At 65.2% G+C, this 16336-nt stretch carries 16 protein-coding genes; 4 read left to right on the top strand and 12 right to left on the bottom strand.

What is annotated here, in order from left to right:
* Positions 1-144 precede the first annotated feature (144 nt).
* The gene (locus tag IVB27_RS42045) at positions 145-798 is read left to right on the top strand and encodes a S24 family peptidase (protein WP_247448380.1); all 654 of its coding nucleotides are present in this window, start codon (positions 145-147) and stop codon (positions 796-798) included.
* 187 nt (positions 799-985) lie between these two features.
* Here IVB27_RS42045 and IVB27_RS42040 read toward each other — a convergent pair whose 3' ends face one another.
* From IVB27_RS42040 to IVB27_RS42020, 5 genes are all read right to left on the bottom strand, one after another.
* Positions 986-2629 (bottom strand): lysine--tRNA ligase, encoded by a 1644-nt coding sequence (locus tag IVB27_RS42040; protein ID WP_247448379.1) that lies wholly within the window; start codon positions 2627-2629, stop codon positions 986-988.
* A gap of 180 nt (positions 2630-2809) precedes the next feature.
* Positions 2810-3745 (bottom strand): ABC transporter substrate-binding protein, encoded by a 936-nt coding sequence (locus IVB27_RS42035; RefSeq protein ID WP_247338644.1) that lies wholly within the window; start codon positions 3743-3745, stop codon positions 2810-2812.
* A 94-nt stretch (positions 3746-3839) separates the two neighbouring features.
* Positions 3840-4430 (bottom strand): SCO family protein, encoded by a 591-nt coding sequence (locus IVB27_RS42030; protein WP_247338646.1) that lies wholly within the window; start codon positions 4428-4430, stop codon positions 3840-3842.
* 24 nt (positions 4431-4454) lie between these two features.
* The gene (locus tag IVB27_RS42025) at positions 4455-4649 is read right to left on the bottom strand and encodes a hypothetical protein (RefSeq protein WP_247338648.1); all 195 of its coding nucleotides are present in this window, start codon (positions 4647-4649) and stop codon (positions 4455-4457) included.
* Positions 4650-4759: 110 nt separating this feature from the next.
* Positions 4760-5284, bottom strand: a complete 525-nt coding sequence (locus IVB27_RS42020; RefSeq protein WP_247448378.1) for a Clp protease/crotonase-like domain-containing protein — start codon at positions 5282-5284, stop codon at positions 4760-4762.
* Between the two features lie 274 nt (positions 5285-5558).
* Here IVB27_RS42020 and IVB27_RS42015 point away from each other — a divergent pair, with 274 nt between their 5' ends.
* The 3 genes from IVB27_RS42015 to IVB27_RS42005 all read left to right on the top strand — a co-directional run bounded on the left by IVB27_RS42015 (position 5559) and on the right by IVB27_RS42005 (position 8584).
* Positions 5559-7217 (top strand): FAD-binding dehydrogenase, encoded by a 1659-nt coding sequence (locus IVB27_RS42015; protein WP_247448377.1) that lies wholly within the window; start codon positions 5559-5561, stop codon positions 7215-7217.
* A gap of 3 nt (positions 7218-7220) precedes the next feature.
* On the top strand, positions 7221-8138 hold the full coding sequence (locus IVB27_RS42010; protein WP_247448376.1) for a CE1 family esterase: 918 nt from the start codon (positions 7221-7223) through the stop codon (positions 8136-8138).
* Positions 8139-8233: 95 nt separating this feature from the next.
* Entirely contained in the window at positions 8234-8584 is a 351-nt protein-coding gene (locus tag IVB27_RS42005) for a RidA family protein (protein ID WP_247338655.1), read from the top strand.
* 70 nt (positions 8585-8654) lie between these two features.
* Here the strand turns inward: IVB27_RS42005 and IVB27_RS42000 are convergent, their stop codons facing one another.
* The 7 genes from IVB27_RS42000 to xylB form a co-directional block, all read right to left on the bottom strand.
* Entirely contained in the window at positions 8655-9497 is an 843-nt protein-coding gene (locus IVB27_RS42000; RefSeq protein WP_247448375.1) for an amidohydrolase family protein, read from the bottom strand.
* Between the two features lie 3 nt (positions 9498-9500).
* Complete coding sequence (locus tag IVB27_RS41995) at positions 9501-10478, bottom strand: aldo/keto reductase (RefSeq protein ID WP_247448374.1); 978 nt, start codon at positions 10476-10478, stop codon at positions 9501-9503.
* A gap of 136 nt (positions 10479-10614) precedes the next feature.
* Positions 10615-11547 carry a sugar-binding protein gene (locus IVB27_RS41990; protein WP_247448373.1) on the bottom strand — a complete coding sequence of 311 codons (933 nt, stop codon included), beginning with the start codon at positions 11545-11547 and terminating at the stop codon, positions 10615-10617.
* Positions 11548-11641: 94 nt separating this feature from the next.
* On the bottom strand, positions 11642-12724 hold the full coding sequence (locus IVB27_RS41985) for an ABC transporter permease (protein WP_247448371.1): 1083 nt from the start codon (positions 12722-12724) through the stop codon (positions 11642-11644).
* Positions 12724-13482, bottom strand: a complete 759-nt coding sequence (locus tag IVB27_RS41980; protein WP_247448370.1) for an ATP-binding cassette domain-containing protein — start codon at positions 13480-13482, stop codon at positions 12724-12726. The genes IVB27_RS41985 and IVB27_RS41980 overlap by 1 nt, the downstream gene beginning before the upstream one ends.
* Positions 13483-13494: 12 nt before the next feature.
* On the bottom strand, positions 13495-14817 hold the full coding sequence (gene xylA / locus IVB27_RS41975) for a xylose isomerase (protein ID WP_247448369.1): 1323 nt from the start codon (positions 14815-14817) through the stop codon (positions 13495-13497).
* Entirely contained in the window at positions 14818-16272 is a 1455-nt protein-coding gene (gene xylB, locus IVB27_RS41970) for a xylulokinase (RefSeq protein ID WP_247448368.1), read from the bottom strand.
* Positions 16273-16336: the final 64 nt, after the last annotated feature.

The raw sequence follows: 16336 nt of genomic DNA, 5'->3' as shown, positions 1-16336 counted from the left end.
CTCTAAATTCTTGTTTGACGCGCTTTCTTTGCGCGAACCGGCATCCACTTCGCTTGAAAACGCTTTCCCGCCCCCTTGCGCGAAAACCGGAAAACCGGTTGATTTGAGGATAGTTTTCCTGGGTTGCGACGGGCTGGACCTTCCATGGTCAGGCAGGCCAAAGCGCAGAGGATCCTCACTCACGACCAGATCTGGGTCGCACTGGATCGGCTGGCCGAGCGTGCCGGCTTGTCACCGTCCGGCCTTGCCAAGCGCGCCGGGCTCGACCCCACCACCTTCAACAAGTCCAAGCGCGTCACCGCCGACGGCCGCGAGCGCTGGCCCTCGACCGAATCGATCGCGAAAGCGCTGGCGGCGGCGGATTCGTCGATCGATATTTTTGCCAGGCTGGTCGACGACGAGGCCGGCGACGGCCGCTCGGTACCGCTGCTCGGCTTCGCGCTGGCGGGCGCGAGCGGCGCCTTCGACGAGTCCGGCTTTCCCATCGGCAAGGGCTGGACCGAATTTGCGCTTCCCATCGCCGAGGACAGCCGCAGCTTCGCGCTGCACATTTCCGGCGAAGCGCTGCAGCCCGCCTATCGCGACGGCGACGTCATCCTGGTCTCACCCGGCGCGCCGATCCGCAAGGGCGATCGCGTGGTGGTGAAGACAAGAGCGGGCGAGGTCACGGTGGCGACGCTGAAGCGCCGCACGGCAAAGGCTCTGGAGTTGCAGCCGCTCGATGCCTCAAAGGCCGACCGCACGATCGCGGCGAGCGACGTGGCGTGGATCGCAAGGATCGTATGGGCAAGCCAGTGAGGGAGCGTTATGCGCCGCACACTCGGCGTCGTCCTGGCGAAAGCCAGGACCCATTACCCCAGGGAGCAGTAGTCACGAGAGGTGGTCACTCCGAATCTCCGTAACCACATCCGACGGTGGTTATGGGTCCTGGCTTTCGCCAGGACGACATTGTGGAGAGATCACGCAAACAACAAATTGGACACCCTCACGCACTCCGCGCCAGCGCGCCGTCGATCATGTTGATCGCGTTCTGCACGCCATACACCGCGACAAAGGAGCCGAAGCGCGGGCCCTTTTCCTGGCCGAGCAGCACCTGGTAGAGCATGTTGAACCAGTCGAGTGTCACGCCCGGACGACCGTCCTTGCCCTTCTTGACCTGGTCGAGGAAGGGCTCGCGGCGGCCGATCTCGTAGACGACGTTCTGGATGTCCTCCGGCGTTGCGTCCTGGGAAAGCTGCGACAGCGCGTCGCGCAGATCCTGGAGCGCTGCGCGCTCCGTCTCGGTCGGTTCGCGGAACGTCTTCGTCGGCGCCACGAAGTCGCGATAATAGTTGATGGCATAGCCGACCATCGCATCGAGCTTGGGATGCGTCTGCGGCGACACGCCCGGACGATAACGGCCGATAAAACCCCACAGCGTCTCGGCATTCTCCGCGTTCGACGACGACACCAGCGTCAGCAAGAGCTGGAACGTGACGGGCATATCGAACTTCGGCGGGTTGCCACTGTGGACATGCCAGACCGGATTGCCGAGCTGCTGCTTGGCGTCCTGCTTGGCAAAGCCGTCGATGAACTGCTGGTAGTCGTCGACGTTGCGCGGGATGACGTCGAAATACAGCCGCTTGGCCGCCTTCGGCTCGCGATACATGAACAACGACAGCGATTCCGGCGAGGCGTAGCGGAGCCATTCGTCGATGGTGAGGCCGTTGCCCTTCGACTTCGAGATCTTCTGGCCCTTGTCGTCGAGGAAGAGCTCGTAGTTGAAGCCTTCCGGCGGCGTGGCGCCGAGCGCCCTCGCGATCGCGCCGGAGAGTTTTACGGAATCGATCAGGTCCTTGCCGGCCATCTCGTAATCGACGCCGAGCGCGACCCAGCGCATCGCCCAATCGGCCTTCCATTGGCACTTGACGTTGCCGCCGGTCACGGGCGTCTCGACTTCCTGGCTGGTATCGGGGTCGACATAGGTCACCGTGCCGGCCGCAACGTCGCGGCGGATCATCGGCACCTGCAGCACGACACCCGTGGTCTTGCTGATCGGGAGGAACGGCGAATAGGTCGCGCGGCGGTCGGGTCCGAGCGTCGGCAAGATGATCGCCATCACCTTGTCGTAGGCCGCCAGCATCTTGAGCAGCGTCGCGTCGAAACGGCCGGACGTATAATAGTCGGTCGAGCTCGCGAATTCGTAGTCGAAGCCGAAATGATCGAGGAAGGCTCGCAGCCGCGCATTGTTGTGGTGCCCGAACGACGGGTACTCGTTGGAGAACGGATCCGGCACGCGCGTCAGCGGCTTGCCGAGATGCGCGGCCAGCATCTCCTTGTTGGGGACGTTGTCGGGCACTTTCCGAAACCCGTCCATGTCGTCGGAGAACGCGAGCAGGCGCGTCTTGATCTTGTTTTCGGTCAGCACATGGAAGGCGTGCCGCACCATCGATGTGCGCGCGACCTCGCCGAAGGTGCCGATATGTGGCAGGCCGGACGGGCCGTAGCCGGTTTCGAACAGCACCTCGTCCTTCGGGCTTTTCTTCAGCCGCGCGACAATGGCCTTCGCCTGCTCGAACGGCCAGGCGTTGGATTGTTCGGCGAGCGCACGCAGATCGCTCGGATTCGCGGCAAGATCGATAACGGACATCTAGGAGCCTCCGGGCCGCGGAAAATAGCGATTTCCGGGCAGAATGCAATTTTGCGAGACCGTGCAACCGCACGCACCGTCATTGCGAGCGAAGCGAAGCAATCCAGAATCTTCCCGCAGAAGCACTCTGGATTGCTTCGTCGCTGCGCTCCTCGCAATGACGACGAGGAGGCAGCGAAGTTAAAACGGGCTCACCGAGAAATACCGCAGCCACAGATCCGTGTAGCGGCCTTTTTCCCAGACACGGAACATCGCCCAGTTCAGGGCCTGGCGCAGCACGTCGTTGCCCTTGCGCACGGCGATGCCGATGCCCTCGCCGAAGAAGCGGCTCTCGACGAAGGGGCCGCCGGAGAAGGCGCAGCAATCGCCGGAATCGGAGCCGTTGATCCAGAACGCGAGCGAGATGGCGTCGCCGAAGATGAAATCGACCTCACCCTTGCGTAAAGCACTCCGCATAACGTCGTCGTTGGGATACGGGTGCAGCTCGGCGTCGGTGAACATCGCCTTGAGATAGGCTTCATGCGCGGAGCCGGCGATGACGCCGACCTTCTTGCCCTCGAGATATTCGGGCCGGATCTCCGGCATCACCGCGTCCTTGCGCGAGGCGAAGCGCGCCGGCACGCGGTAATAGGGATCGGTGAAGTCGACGCGGGCGCGGAGCTGCGGGCTCACCGCCATCGAGGCGATGATGGCATCGCCCCGGTTGGAGGCGAGCGCGTCCACCAGCGTCTCGAAGCGGCGCATCTGCACCGTGCAGGTGACCTTGATCTCCTCGCACAGCGCGCGGGCGAGATCGACGTTGAAGCCGGCCGGATTGCCGTCGGCGCCGGTGTAGTTGAAGGGCGGATAGTCGGTCTCGGTCAGGAAACGGATCACGGTCAGACGCGACAGGTCCGGCCGCTCCGGCCGCCGCCGCGGGTCCCAGAAGCCGGGCACGGCCTGCGGGGCCGCCTGGGGTCTCACCTGCGGTGTGGCTTCGGGCACCGCGGAAGGCTGCTTGGCCGGAGTCTGGGCTTTTGCGCCGGGCAGGCTTGCGAGCAGACAAACGCCGGCCGCCAGCCCAAGCAGGACACGGCGCACGGTCTGAAGCGGTTTTACCTGTCGCGATGCGGCCATCGGCGGGAAATGAACGAATTTCGTTGAGATCGGAGGGCCTTATAGACCATCCGGCCGGGAACGCGAGCGCCGATTGCGTTTAGACGGGGGACCTTCAGAGATACCGCTTCAGCTCCACCGCGGCCTCTTCCGGCGTGCGCTTCAGGTTGAACGGCGAGACGAAGCGGCCGTCGCGGTCCATCAGATAGATCAGCGCGGTGTGGTCCATGGTGTAGTCGCCGTCCTTGGTCGGGACCTTCTTGGCGTAGACCCGGTAGGAGGTGATCACCTTGGCGGTCTCGGCGGGATCGCCAGAGAGGCCTTCGAGGTGCGGGTCGAAGCTCGACAGATAGTCCTTCATCGCCGCGATCGTATCGCGCTCGGGATCGACCGAGATGAAGACCGCGTTGACCTTGTCGGCATCCTTGCCCAGCGCGCGCAGCACTTCCGAGATCTCGAACAGCGAGGTCGGGCAGACATCGGGGCAGTGGGTGTAGCCGAAGAAGATCAGGGTCGGCTTGCCCTTCAGGTTCTTGTCCGTGAAGGCCTTGCCGTTCTGGTCGGTGAGCTGGAACGGGCCGCCGATCGCGGCCGGCTGCGCCACCTTGCTGACCCCGCCCATGGCCCAGAATACGATCAGGAGCCCGAGGACGAGGCTTGCAGCGAAGGCGGTCGCGATTACCAGCGGACGGGCGGCTGAACTCATGGGCGGAAAACTTCCTGTCGCGGGTCAGAAGCAGGCGGCAAAGCCGGTCCTGATCATTTCGAAGAACACCTGGCTGCCATAGTGGAACCAGAGCGCGAGCACGCCGAGCACGACCAGGCCGCCGACGCCAGCACCTGCCAACAGCAGCACGAACGGCGTCCGGCCGGCAGTGGGCGAATTGTCCGATACAGGATGGGTAGGGTGCAGTGGTTGAGCCATGACAACGATCGGGGCGAAGGCCCTGGTTCCCAGGCTTTCAGATAGGCTTTGGGCCGCCTGGGGGCAAGGCGCCGCTGGCGACCCAAAAGGATCCCGTCATGCTGAGGATCTCAGTGAAAGACCTGGCCCCGAGCGGACTCGAGCTGTTCCGCTTCCGGCAGAGACCGGCGCGACGGCGGCTTGAGCGCCGACGCCTGCGCGTCCAGATAGCACGGCTTGTACATGGCCTGGAGCTGTCTGCCCCTCAGGAACAGCATATGCGGGGTGAGGCCGCCGCGCTGATTGATCCAGCGTTTCACCTGCGACGGATACATCGCATAGAGCATCTGGGTCGCTTCGGAATTGGTGACGGCGCGGCCATTGGTGCCGAAATCCCAGGCGGCGTGGAAGCCCAGCGTCGCATGCGAGGTCACACAGATACGGTCATGCGGGATGGCGCCGAGGACGATGGTGCAGGCCGAGGCGCAGAGGCCGTCGATGATGACGGTATCACCGGACTGGCGCAGGTCCTGGTATTTGTCGACGTAGGTCCCGATCCGGCCGCCGCGGTCATCCGCGATCCGGACCACCGCGTGAGAAGCCCCCATGCTCGCGATCAGGAGAACCGCCGCGAGCAACCCCGTCAGAAATTTCATTATCCCCCGCCCCAGTCGAATTCGAATCTGTGTGTCAGGTGGTGATGCCCTGCTAGGGTCCGTCGTAACCGCGGTTTTGTCTAGGCATGCCGGCTCGCTCAAAACAAATTCAAATCCAGTGTTGCGCCCGCGCTGCACTCGGGCGGTCTTTTCCCGAAGTGGAACAAGTTAACGATGGCTTCCGCGCCATACTCTTGATCTCAGTTGCAACCGCTGGCTTCAATCCGGGCAACTACAGGGGGAACCGATGGAGGGGGAACACTTGGCTAAACAGATGGCTGAAGAGACAGACGTCATCGTCGTCGGCGCAGGATTGTCGGGCCTCGTGGCCGCAACCGAGATCGCCGATGCGGGCAAGCGAGTGATCGTGGTCGACCAGGAGGGCGAGCAGTCGCTCGGCGGCCAGGCGTTCTGGTCGTTCGGCGGATTGTTTCTGGTCGATTCGCCGGAGCAGCGCCGGCTCGGCATCAAGGATTCCTACGAGCTTGCGCTGCAGGACTGGCTGGGCACCGCCGGCTTCGACCGCGACGAAGATTTCTGGCCGCGCCAATGGGCCGAGGCTTATGTGGGATTCGCGACCGGCGAGAAGCGCGACTGGCTGCGTGCGATGGGCCATCGGATCTTCCCCGTGGTCGGATGGGCCGAGCGCGGCGGCTATGACGCGATGGGCCACGGCAATTCGGTGCCGCGCTTTCATGTCACCTGGGGCACCGGGCCCGGCATCGTCGAGCCATTCGAGCGCCGCGCGCGCGAGGCCGTCAGAGGCGGCCGGCTGAGCTTCAGGTTCCGGCATCGCGTCGATGCGCTGTCCGTCACCAACGGCACGGTGGATGGCGTCAGCGGCGCCGTTCTCACCCCCGACAACGTCGAGCGGGGCAAAAGCTCGTCGCGCAATGTCGTCGGCGAGTTTGCGCTGAAGGCACAAGCCGTGATCGTGGCGTCCGGCGGCATCGGCGGCAATCACGAGCTGGTGCGGCAGAACTGGCCGAAGCGACTCGGCGCGCCGCCGAAATTCATGATCTCCGGCGTGCCCGAGCATGTCGACGGCCGCATGATCGGCATCACCGAGACATCAGGCGCGCGGCTGATCAACCGCGACCGCATGTGGCATTATGTCGAAGGCATCCAGAACTGGAATCCGATCTGGCCGCGCCACGGCATCCGCATCCTGCCCGGCCCGTCCTCGATGTGGTTCGACGCCACCGGCACGCGATTGCCGGCGCCGCTCTTCCCCGGCTCCGACACGCTCGGCCAGCTCCAATACATCATGTCCACCGGCTATGATTATTCCTGGTTCATCCTGACCCAGAGCATCATCAAGAAGGAGTTTGCGCTGTCGGGCTCGGAGCAGAACCCCGATCTCACCGGCAAGAGCTGGCGGATGACCTTGCGCCGCGCCATCAACAAGGGCGCGCCGGCGCCGGTGGAAGCGTTCAAAAGCCATGGTGTCGACTTCATCGTGCGCGACAAGATCGAGGATCTCGTTACGGCGATGAACAAGCTCGCTGGCAGCGACCTCCTCAAGCTCGAGCACATCAGGATGCAGATCGAGGCGCGCGACCGCGAGATCGCCAATCCTTACGTCAAGGATGCGCAGGTGATGAACATCCACAATGCGCGGCGCTATATCGGCGACAGGCTGATCCGCACGGCTCCCCCGCACCGCATCCTCGATCCCGCGCAGGGACCGCTGATCGCGGTCAAGCTCAACATCCTCACCCGCAAGACGCTGGGCGGTTTCGAGACCGACCTCTCCTCGCGCGTGTTCGGCGAGGAGGGCAGCGTCATTCCGGGCCTCTACGCAGTGGGCGAAGCCGCCGGCTTCGGCGGCGGCGGCGTGCACGGTTATCGCTCGCTGGAAGGCACGTTCCTCGGCGGCTGCCTGTTCTCGGGCCGCAATGCCGGACGCGCGGCGGCGAAGGCGGTGAGCTAGATCATGCGGCGGTGGATGCGCATCGCGGCGCTTGTTGCGGCATTGGCCGCCGCCTCGGCTGCGTCCGCCGATACGATCGACATCGACGGCGTGAAGCGGTCCTACACCGCGCAACTGCCGGCGAAGCGGCTTGTGCCGCTCGTGGTCGTGCTGCATGGCAAGACCCAGCGCGGCGCCGACATGATGACGCGGACGGCATGGCCGCAGGTCGCAAAGCGCGACGGGTTTGCCGTGGTCTTTCCCGATGGCCTCAATCACGCATGGGCCGACGCGAGGACCAAGGCGGGACCCGCGCTCCGTGGCCCGCCCAAAGGCACCGACGACGTCGCCTTCATCGCAAAGCTCGTCGAGAAGCTGGTGGCGAACGGCACCGCGGACCCTCGCCGCGTCTATGTCACCGGCATCTCCAATGGCGGCGCCATGGCGATGACGCTGGTCTGCGCCCGCGCCGATCTGTTTGCTGCCGGCGCGAGCGTGATCATGAATCTCACCGACGAGGCCGCCGTCACGTGCCATCCGTCGCGGCCGCTGCCGATGCTGTTGATGAACGGTACGGCCGACCCGCTGGTCCCCTACGACGGCGGCCGCGGATCGAGCTATTATGCCGCAGACGGGTTCTGGTCCACCGACGAGACGTTGGCGTTTTGGCGCAAGCTCAACGGCTGCGAGACCGACAACGCCGACATGACCGATTTGCCCGACAGGGCGCCCGCAGACCAGTCCACGGTCACACGGATCTCCTCGCGCTGTCCTGATGGGCACGACGTCGTGCTTTATCGCATCAATCGAGGCGGTCACCGCATGCCCGGATTTTCTCCGGATGCCCGCTTCCCGAAGGTCGCAGCCGGCCTGCTCGGGCCGCAGAACGGCGACATCGACGGCGCCGAGACGATCTGGACTTTTTTCAGCCAGTTTCCGTAGGGAGTGCATGCATCGACGGCGGCGCATGCGTGCTCGGGGTGGCACGGAGCAAGCCGCTGCGCTAGACAGGGCCGCCATTCAAAGGAGATCCCCCAATGAGCATTCAGCGTCTTGAAGCCGGCCCGCGCATGAGCCAGGTCGTCGTGCACGGCAACACCGTCTATCTCGCCGGTGTCGTCGCCAACAACGCCGCCGGCGAAAGCGTGACCAAGCAGACCCAGGACATCCTGGCGACCATCGACAGCCATCTCGCCAAGGCCGGCACCGACAAGTCGAAACTGCTCTCGGCCACGATCTACATCACCGACATGAAGACCTTCGGCGAGATGAACGCGGTGTGGGACGCCTGGGTCTCACCCGGCAATACCCCGGCGCGCGCCACCGTTGAAGCCAAGCTCGCAGCGGCGCAATACACCGTCGAGATCATGGTCACCGCGGCGAAGTAAGCTTACGACAACATTTACGCGCGGCTGAAGCGCGATGAAATATCATCGCGCTTCAGAGCGACCGCCGCAATCACGCCAACCGATACGCAGCCTTCGCATTCACGCCGAACGCCTTGTCGCGCACATGCGCGCCGAGCCTCATCAGGCACGCCTCCAGCGCCCCCTTGATCTCGCCGTAGCTGCCCGCGAGCAGGCACACTGGCCAATCCGAGCCGAAGATCAGGCGATTCTCGCCAAAGCATTTCGCGGCGTGCGCGACGAACGGAAACAGCCGCTCCGCATCCCAATCGTTCCACACCGCTTCCGTCGCCAGCCCCGAGACCTTGCACCAGACGTTGCCGCAGGCCCCAAGTGCGGCGATGCGATCGGACCATTCGTTGCTTCCACCGTCCGCGATCGGCGGCTTGGCGGCGTGGTCGAGCACGAAGCGCGCCTGCGGGAAGGCCTGTGCGGTTGCGATCGCCGCCGGCAGCTCGCGGGCACGGACGAGGAAATCGTAGGCGAGATCGTGTGCGAACACCGCCGTGAGGCCACGCTGGACGTCCTCGCGCAGCAGCCAGTCCGGATCGGCCTCGTCATGCACCTGGTGGCGGATGCCGACCAGCTTGTCGCCGCCGGGCGAAGCGCGCAGCCGGTCCAGCGTTTCACCAAGTGCAGCATCGGTCAGATCAACCCAGCCGACGACGCCAACGACAAATGGGTTTTCATGCGCGATCCGCAAAAAATCCTCGGTCTCCTCCAGCGCGGAGCGGCATTGCACCACGATGCTGGCGTCGATGTCGTTCGCTTCCAACAACGGCGCGAGATCGGCCGGACCGAGGGCGCGGCGAATCGGCGTGAGCTCGGGCGCGTCCATCCAGGGATAGTCGGCGCGCGCCGGGTCCCAGAAATGCTGATGGCCGTCGATGATCATGCCTTACGCTCCGCCCGGCAATGGTGCGCGGACGTCGACAAGGTTTCGCGCACGCAGCTCCTGCCAGAACGCCGCCGGCACCGCCTTTTCCGACATCGCGATATTGTCGGCAACTTCCGCGGCATTGCGGGCGCCCATCACGGCGACCGTCACGGCCGGATGGGCCATGCAGAACTGCAGCGCGGCGGCTTTCAGCTCGGTGCCGTGCTTGCGGCAGAGCTCGTCGAGTGCGAGCGCACGGGCAACGAGTGCCGCATCGGCGTCCTGATAGTCGAACTTCGCGCTCGTGTGCGGATTGGCCAAAATGCCGCTGTTGTAGATGCCGCCGAGCAGGATGCCGATGTTCTTGGCGGCGCAAACCGGGAACAGCGCATCCAGCGCGCCCTGATCGAGCAGCGTGTAGCGGCCGGCGAGCAGGAAGCAGTCGACCGGAGCGGCCTCTGCAAACCGCACCAGCATTTCCGACTGGTTCATGCCGGCGCCGATTGCCTTGACCGTGCCGTCGGCGCGCAGGCGCTGGAGCGCGCGGAAGGCACCGGCCACGGCGTCGTCATAGTGATCGTCGGGATCATGCACCAGCAAGACGTCGACGCGGTCGAGCCCAAGACGCGCCAGGCTCTCCTCCACCGATCGCATCACGCCGTCATAACTGAAATCAAACACCGGCCGCTCGCGCGACGTGCCCTTGTAATGCTCGTCCTCGGCGGCAGCGCCATCGGGCGCACGCAGCAGACGGCCGACCTTGGTGGAGATGGCGTAGGAGTCACGGGGCTGTTGCCGCAGGAATGCGCCAAGGCGTCGCTCCGCGAGGCCAAAGCCGTACAGCGGCGCGGTGTCGAAGAAGCGGATTCCGAGCGACCAGGCGCGGGCGATCGTCGCTTCCGCATCGGCATCGCTGACGGGGGTGAACAATCCGCCGAGCGGGGCGGAACCGAGGCCGAGTGACGTGACGTCGAGAGAGCCGAGCCGCGACCTTTTCATTCCCATTGCCTTCCAAGAGCCTGCTTTCGAAAGTCCCGCTTCCGAAAGTATCGGTTCCAACAGCCAAGATCATCTCTCCCGCTTGCGAAAACCGCAAGCGGGAGAGGCACGCAGGAGCGCGGGGCTGGGGCCGCTCCTATTTCAACATCTGCGCAACGTTGTCCTTGGTCACGAGATCGAGGCCGGTATAGACGATCTCCGGCACCTTCTCGCCTTTCTTGATGGCGAGCAGCGTATCCATCGCCTTCTCGCCCATCTCCAGGGGACGCTGACCAACCAGCGCATTGGCATAGCCATCGCGCAACAGCTCGAGCTGCATCTTCAGCGTATCGGCGACGACAAGCGTGAACTTGCCGGAATCGATATCCTTCTTGTACCTGGAGGCGAAGGCCTTGAAGCCTTCGGGGGCGAACATCGGCCAGCCGCCGATGGGAACGATCGCGGCGAGGTCGGGCGTTGCAGTGCGCATGTCAGTCATCTGCTGAACCGCCAGCGCGGGATCGTCGTTGCAGAACGTCGGAGAGCCCGCGACTTCGGTCCATTTCGAGCCCTTCAGCGCCTCGCGGACGCCGTCGACGCGTTCGGCGAGGTTCTTGGCGCCGGGACCACCCGAGACCATGGCGTATTTGCCGCCGTCGGGCCGCAGCTTCAACAGTTGCTTGCCGAGTGCGACGCCGAACTCCTTGTTGTTGGTGCCGATATAGGCGATCCGCTTGGAGCCGGGTGCATCGGCATCGAAGGTGATGACCGGGATGCCGGCCGCGGTCGCCGCCTCGATCGACTTCGACATGGCCGCGACGTCGGCGACCGAGATCGCGAGGCCGTCGACCTTCTGAGTGACGAAGTCCTGAATGATCTGGGCCTGCGTCGCCGGCTCGTGCTCCACGGGCCCCTTGTAGATACACTCGATATTGCCGAGCTCCTTGGCACGCTTCAGGCAGCCGTCGCGCGCGAAGTCGAAGAACGGATTGTTCATCGCCTTGGGCACGATCACGAAACGGTAGTTCGCGGCAAACACCGGCGTTGCCATCATCGCGACTGCGATGCCGGCAAGAAGAAATTTCTTCATCGTCTCCTCCACCCTTCTCTGGCGCCCATCCTCTTAAGATCGTCCGGGAAGCGGACAGGCGGCATTTTCGTTGCCTTCCCGGAACGACGTCATTTCAGATCATCCGCGAACGGATGCGGTCGACCAGCACGGCCAGGATGATGATCACGCCCACCAGCGTCTGCTGCCAGTAGGAGCTCACCTGGGCGAGCACGAGGCCGTTGCGGATCACCTCGAGCAGCACGCAGCCGACGATGGCCCCTAACGGACCGCCGATGCCGCCGGCGAGATTGGCACCGCCAATGACGGCCGCGGCGATCACGTTGAGCTCGTAGGATGTCGCCATGTTGGCCGGCGCCGACCCAAGCCAGCCGGAGATGATGATGCCCTGGAGGCCCGCGGCGAGCGCGCAGGTCACATAGACCTCGATCTTCACCCGCACGACCGGGATGCCGGTGAGTTCGGCCGCCTTCTCGTTGCCGCCGAGCGCGAACACGTGGCGGCCGAAGCCCGTATGGTGCAGCACCACAGCCATCGCCAGCGCGAGGACCACGAGATAGATGAAAGGCACGGGCACGCCGAGCACGTCGCCCGAGGTGAGCGCGTAGAAATAATCGGCATCCGGTCCACCAGGAAAGCTGCCGCGGCCGTTGGAGACGACATAGCCGAGCCCGCGCACGATCGAGAGCATGCCCAGCGTGGTGACGAAGGGCGACAGCCCGAGCACGGCGATACAGAAGCCGTTGACGAGGCCGGCGAGCAGCGCGACGCCGAGGCCGGCGAGGATCGAGAGCAGCAGGATCAGGCCGGGAACATTGGCCAGCACGGTCTTGCCGTCGGCCGCCATGTGGACGAACAGGGAGCCTGCGGCCGAGCCGGGTGACGACAGCTCAGTCATCACCATCGAGGTGACCATGGCGGAGAAGCACATCATCGAGCCGACCGACAGATCGATGCCGCCGGTGATGATCACGAAGGTGACGCCCAGGGTGGCGATGGCGATGAAGGAAAAGTTCTTCGCCACGTTCTGGATGTTGCCTTCGGTAAAGAAATACGGGCTGGCGAAATGCATGACCACCAGCAGCACCGCCAGCGCCAGCAGGACATAGCCGGTCTGGGAGGCAAAGATGCCGCGCTGCCACCATCTGATCCGGCCGACATTGGTGAAGCTGATCGGGGATTCCAAGGGCATGGCCATCACGCCGCCTCCTTCGCGCCGGTGATCAGGGCGGTGACCTCCTCGGGGGAGGTCTGGTGGATCGGCTTGTCGGCCCGCTTCTCGCCACGGCGCATGACGACGACGCGATCGCACACCGCGAACACGTCGGGCATGCGGTGCGAGATCAGCATCACGGCAACGCCCTGTTCCTTCAGCCGGTGGATCAGGCCGAGCACCTGCTCGACCTGGCGGACCGAGATCGCGGCCGTAGGCTCGTCCATCATCACCAGCCTGGCGTTGGAGAGCCGCGTCCGCGCGATCGCAACCGCCTGGCGCTGTCCGCCCGACATCTGCTTGACGAGATCGTCGGGGCGCGTTTCAGAGCGCAGTTCGCCGAACAGCTCCAGCGCACGCGCCGCCATCGCCTTGTGATCGAGCAACGCGAGCGGGCCGAACCTGCGCTTCAGCTCGCGGCCGAGGAAGACGTTGGCGGCAGCCGTCAGATTGTCGGCGAGCGCAAGGTCCTGGTAGACGACCTCGATGCCGACACCGCGGGCATCGACGGGCCGGTTGAAATGAACCGCGCTGCCGGCGAAGCGGATTTCGCCGTGGCTGGGGCGGAAATTTCCGGCGATGATCTTGACCAGCGTCGACTTGCCCGCACCGTTGTCGCCCATCAGGCCGACGACCTCGCCGGGGAGGACCTGCAGGTCGACGCTGTGAAGCGCGCGGATTGCGCCGAACTCCTTGCCGATGCCGGTCAGCTCGAGGACCGGTGTCGCTTCAGTATTTGTCATCAGCGGCCTTCCTCAGACGTAGCGGTTGACCAGGGATTCCAGATATTCCTGCCGGCCCGAGCGCGGCTGCGGGTCGAAGCCCGGGCCGAGCGCGCGGTCGGCAAGTTCGGCGAGCGAGCGCTGGCCGCCAAGAATGGCGCGGCCCTCGGGCCCGGCCCATCCCTCGTAGCGTTTCGCAAGCGGCGCAGTGAGGGCGCCGGCGTCGAGCATGTCCGCGGCAGCGAGGAGGGCGCGCGCGCAGGCATCCATCGAGCCGACATGGGCATGGATCAAATCATCAGGGTCGATCGACTGGCGGCGGATCTTGGCGTCGAAATTCAGGCCCCCCGAGGTGAAGCCGCCACGGTTCAGCACCTCATGGAACACCAAAGCGAGCTCCGGCACGTTCATCGCGAACTGGTCAGTGTCCCAGCCGAGCAAATCGTCGCCACGGTTGATGTCGAGCGAGCCGAACACATCCAGCGCCTCGGCAAGCGCGACCTCGTGATGGAAGGAGTGGCCGGCGAGGATCGCGTGGTTCTGCTCGATGTTGAGCTTGACGTCCTTCAGCAAATCGTAGCGCGCGAGGAAGCCGTAGCAGGTGGCGACGTCGAAATCATATTGATGCTTGGTCGGCTCCTTCGGCTTCGGTTCGATCAGGATCGGGCCCTTGAAGCCGATCTTGTGCTTGTGCTCGACGACGAGGGAAACGAAGCGGCCGAGTTGGTCGAGCTCACGCTTGAGGTCGGTGTTGAGCAGCGTCTCATAGCCCTCGCGCCCGCCCCACAGCACGTAGTTCTGGCCGCCGAGCCGGTGCGTCACCTCCAGCGCGGCGCGGACCTGGCCGGCGGCATAGCTGAAGATCTCCGGGTCCGGATTGGTCGCCGCGCCCGCCATGTAGCGGCGATGCGTGAACAAATTGGCGGTGCCCCAGAGCAGGCGCACTTTGCTTGAGGCCATCTTCGCTTCGAACAGGTCGGCGATCGCATTGAGATTGGCGACGGACTCGCCGAGCGAAGCGCCTTCCGGCGCCGCATCGACGTCGTGGAAGGTGAAGAAGGGCACGTCGAGCAGGCGGAACAGCTCGAAAGCGACGTCGGCCTTGGCGCGCGCCTGCGCCATCGCATCGGTGCCCTGGTGCCAGGGCCGCAGGAACGTCTCGCCGCCAAAGGGATCGCCGCCCGGCCAGCACAACGAGTGCCAGTAGCAGACCGCAAAGCGCAGATGGTCCTCCATCCTGCGGCCATGAACGAGGCGATCCTTGTCGTACCAGCGGAAGGCGGACGTGTTTCCCGCATCCTTGCCGGCGAAGGCGACAGGCGCGCTTGCATCGAAGAATTTCACTGACGCGTTCACTCAGGCACACTCCTTCAACGCAGGATAAAGCTCGCGCCAGCGGCGATAGGCCTCGTCATAGGCCGCACTGACGGATGCGCGAGGCGTAAAGCTCGCAAGCCGCCGCGGACGGGTGCAAACCGCAGCAGCGTCTTCGCCGGTGGCGGCGAGCCGGCCGAGCCTGGAGGCGCCGAGCGCCGCGCCGACCTCGCCTTCCTCGACGCGGTGGACGGGAATGCCGAGCACATCGGCGCAGATCTGCGCCCACAGCGGCGAGCGCGAGCCGCCGCCGACGAGATCGACCTCGGAAAGCGGCCCGCTGGCCGCGCTCAGCGCCGCGAGATTGTCGCGCGCGGCGAAGGCGACGCCTTCGAGCACGGCCTGAACGATCTGGGAGCGGCCGGTCGCACCGCGCAGGCCGACGAAGGCGCCGCTGACGGCGGCATCGTTGTGCGGCGTGCGCTCGCCGTCGAGATAGGGCAGGAATTTGACCGGGCTCGGTCCATCGACACGCTCGCCGAGCGGCGCCAGCAGCGCAGGCGCAGGCGTCTCCATCACGCCCGCGAGCCAGGCCAGCGACGCCGCAGCCGACAGCATCACGCCCATCTGATGCCAGCGGCCGGGCAGCGCATGACAGAACGCATGCACCGCCGAGGCCGGCGCCGGCGCGAACCGATCGGTGACGCGGAACACCACACCTGAGGTTCCCAGAGACAGAAACGCATCGCCCGGCGCGATTGCGCCGAGCCCGATCGCGCTCGCGGCGTTGTCGCCGGCTCCTCCGGCCACCACGACATCCCGAGCCATGCCCCAGCGTTGCGCGTAGTCCGGCGCGAGCACCGCGCTGACCTCGCTGCCTTCGACGAGGCGCGGCATATGGTGCAGATCGAGCCCCGTGGCATGCAGCAGCAGGGCCGACCAGCGGCGCAGACCGACGTCGAGCCACAGCGTGCCAGCCGCGTCCGACATGTCCTCGACCATCTCGCCGGTCAGGCGATAGCGCACATAGGCCTTCGGCAGCAGCACCTTTGCGATCCGCGCGAAGATTTTCGGCTCGTGCCTGGCGACCCAGAGCAGCTTCGGCGCGGTGAAGCCGGGCATGGCCAGATTGCCTGATATCGTGTGCAGCGACGGGCAGCGCCGCTCCAGCGCGACGCATTCGGCGTGCGAGCGGCCATCGTTCCAGAGGATCGCGGGACGCAGCGGCCGTCCATCCTCATCCAGCAGCGTCGCGCCGTGCATCTGGCCGGATAGCCCGATGCCGCGCACCTGCGCGACCTCACGCGGATGGCGGGCGGCAAGATCGTCGACTGTGCCGATCGCCGCATCGACCCAGGCATCGGGATCCTGCTCGGACCACAGCGGCGCGGGATGCGACAGCGACAGCTCGCGCGCCGCCGTCGCGAGAACCGCGCCGGCTTCGCTCACGAGCACCGCTTTCACACCGGATGTGCCGATGTCGATTCCGAGATCCACGCCACCCTCCCTGTCGCCTGTTGCGGTGCGCGAACTCAGAGTCGCCTTGCCACAACGGGTCGTT

The sequence above is a fragment of the Bradyrhizobium sp. 197 genome, assembly GCF_023073375.1.
GTDB lineage: Bacteria > Pseudomonadota > Alphaproteobacteria > Rhizobiales > Xanthobacteraceae > Bradyrhizobium.
This window is presented reverse-complemented; position numbering and strand designations above follow the sequence as displayed.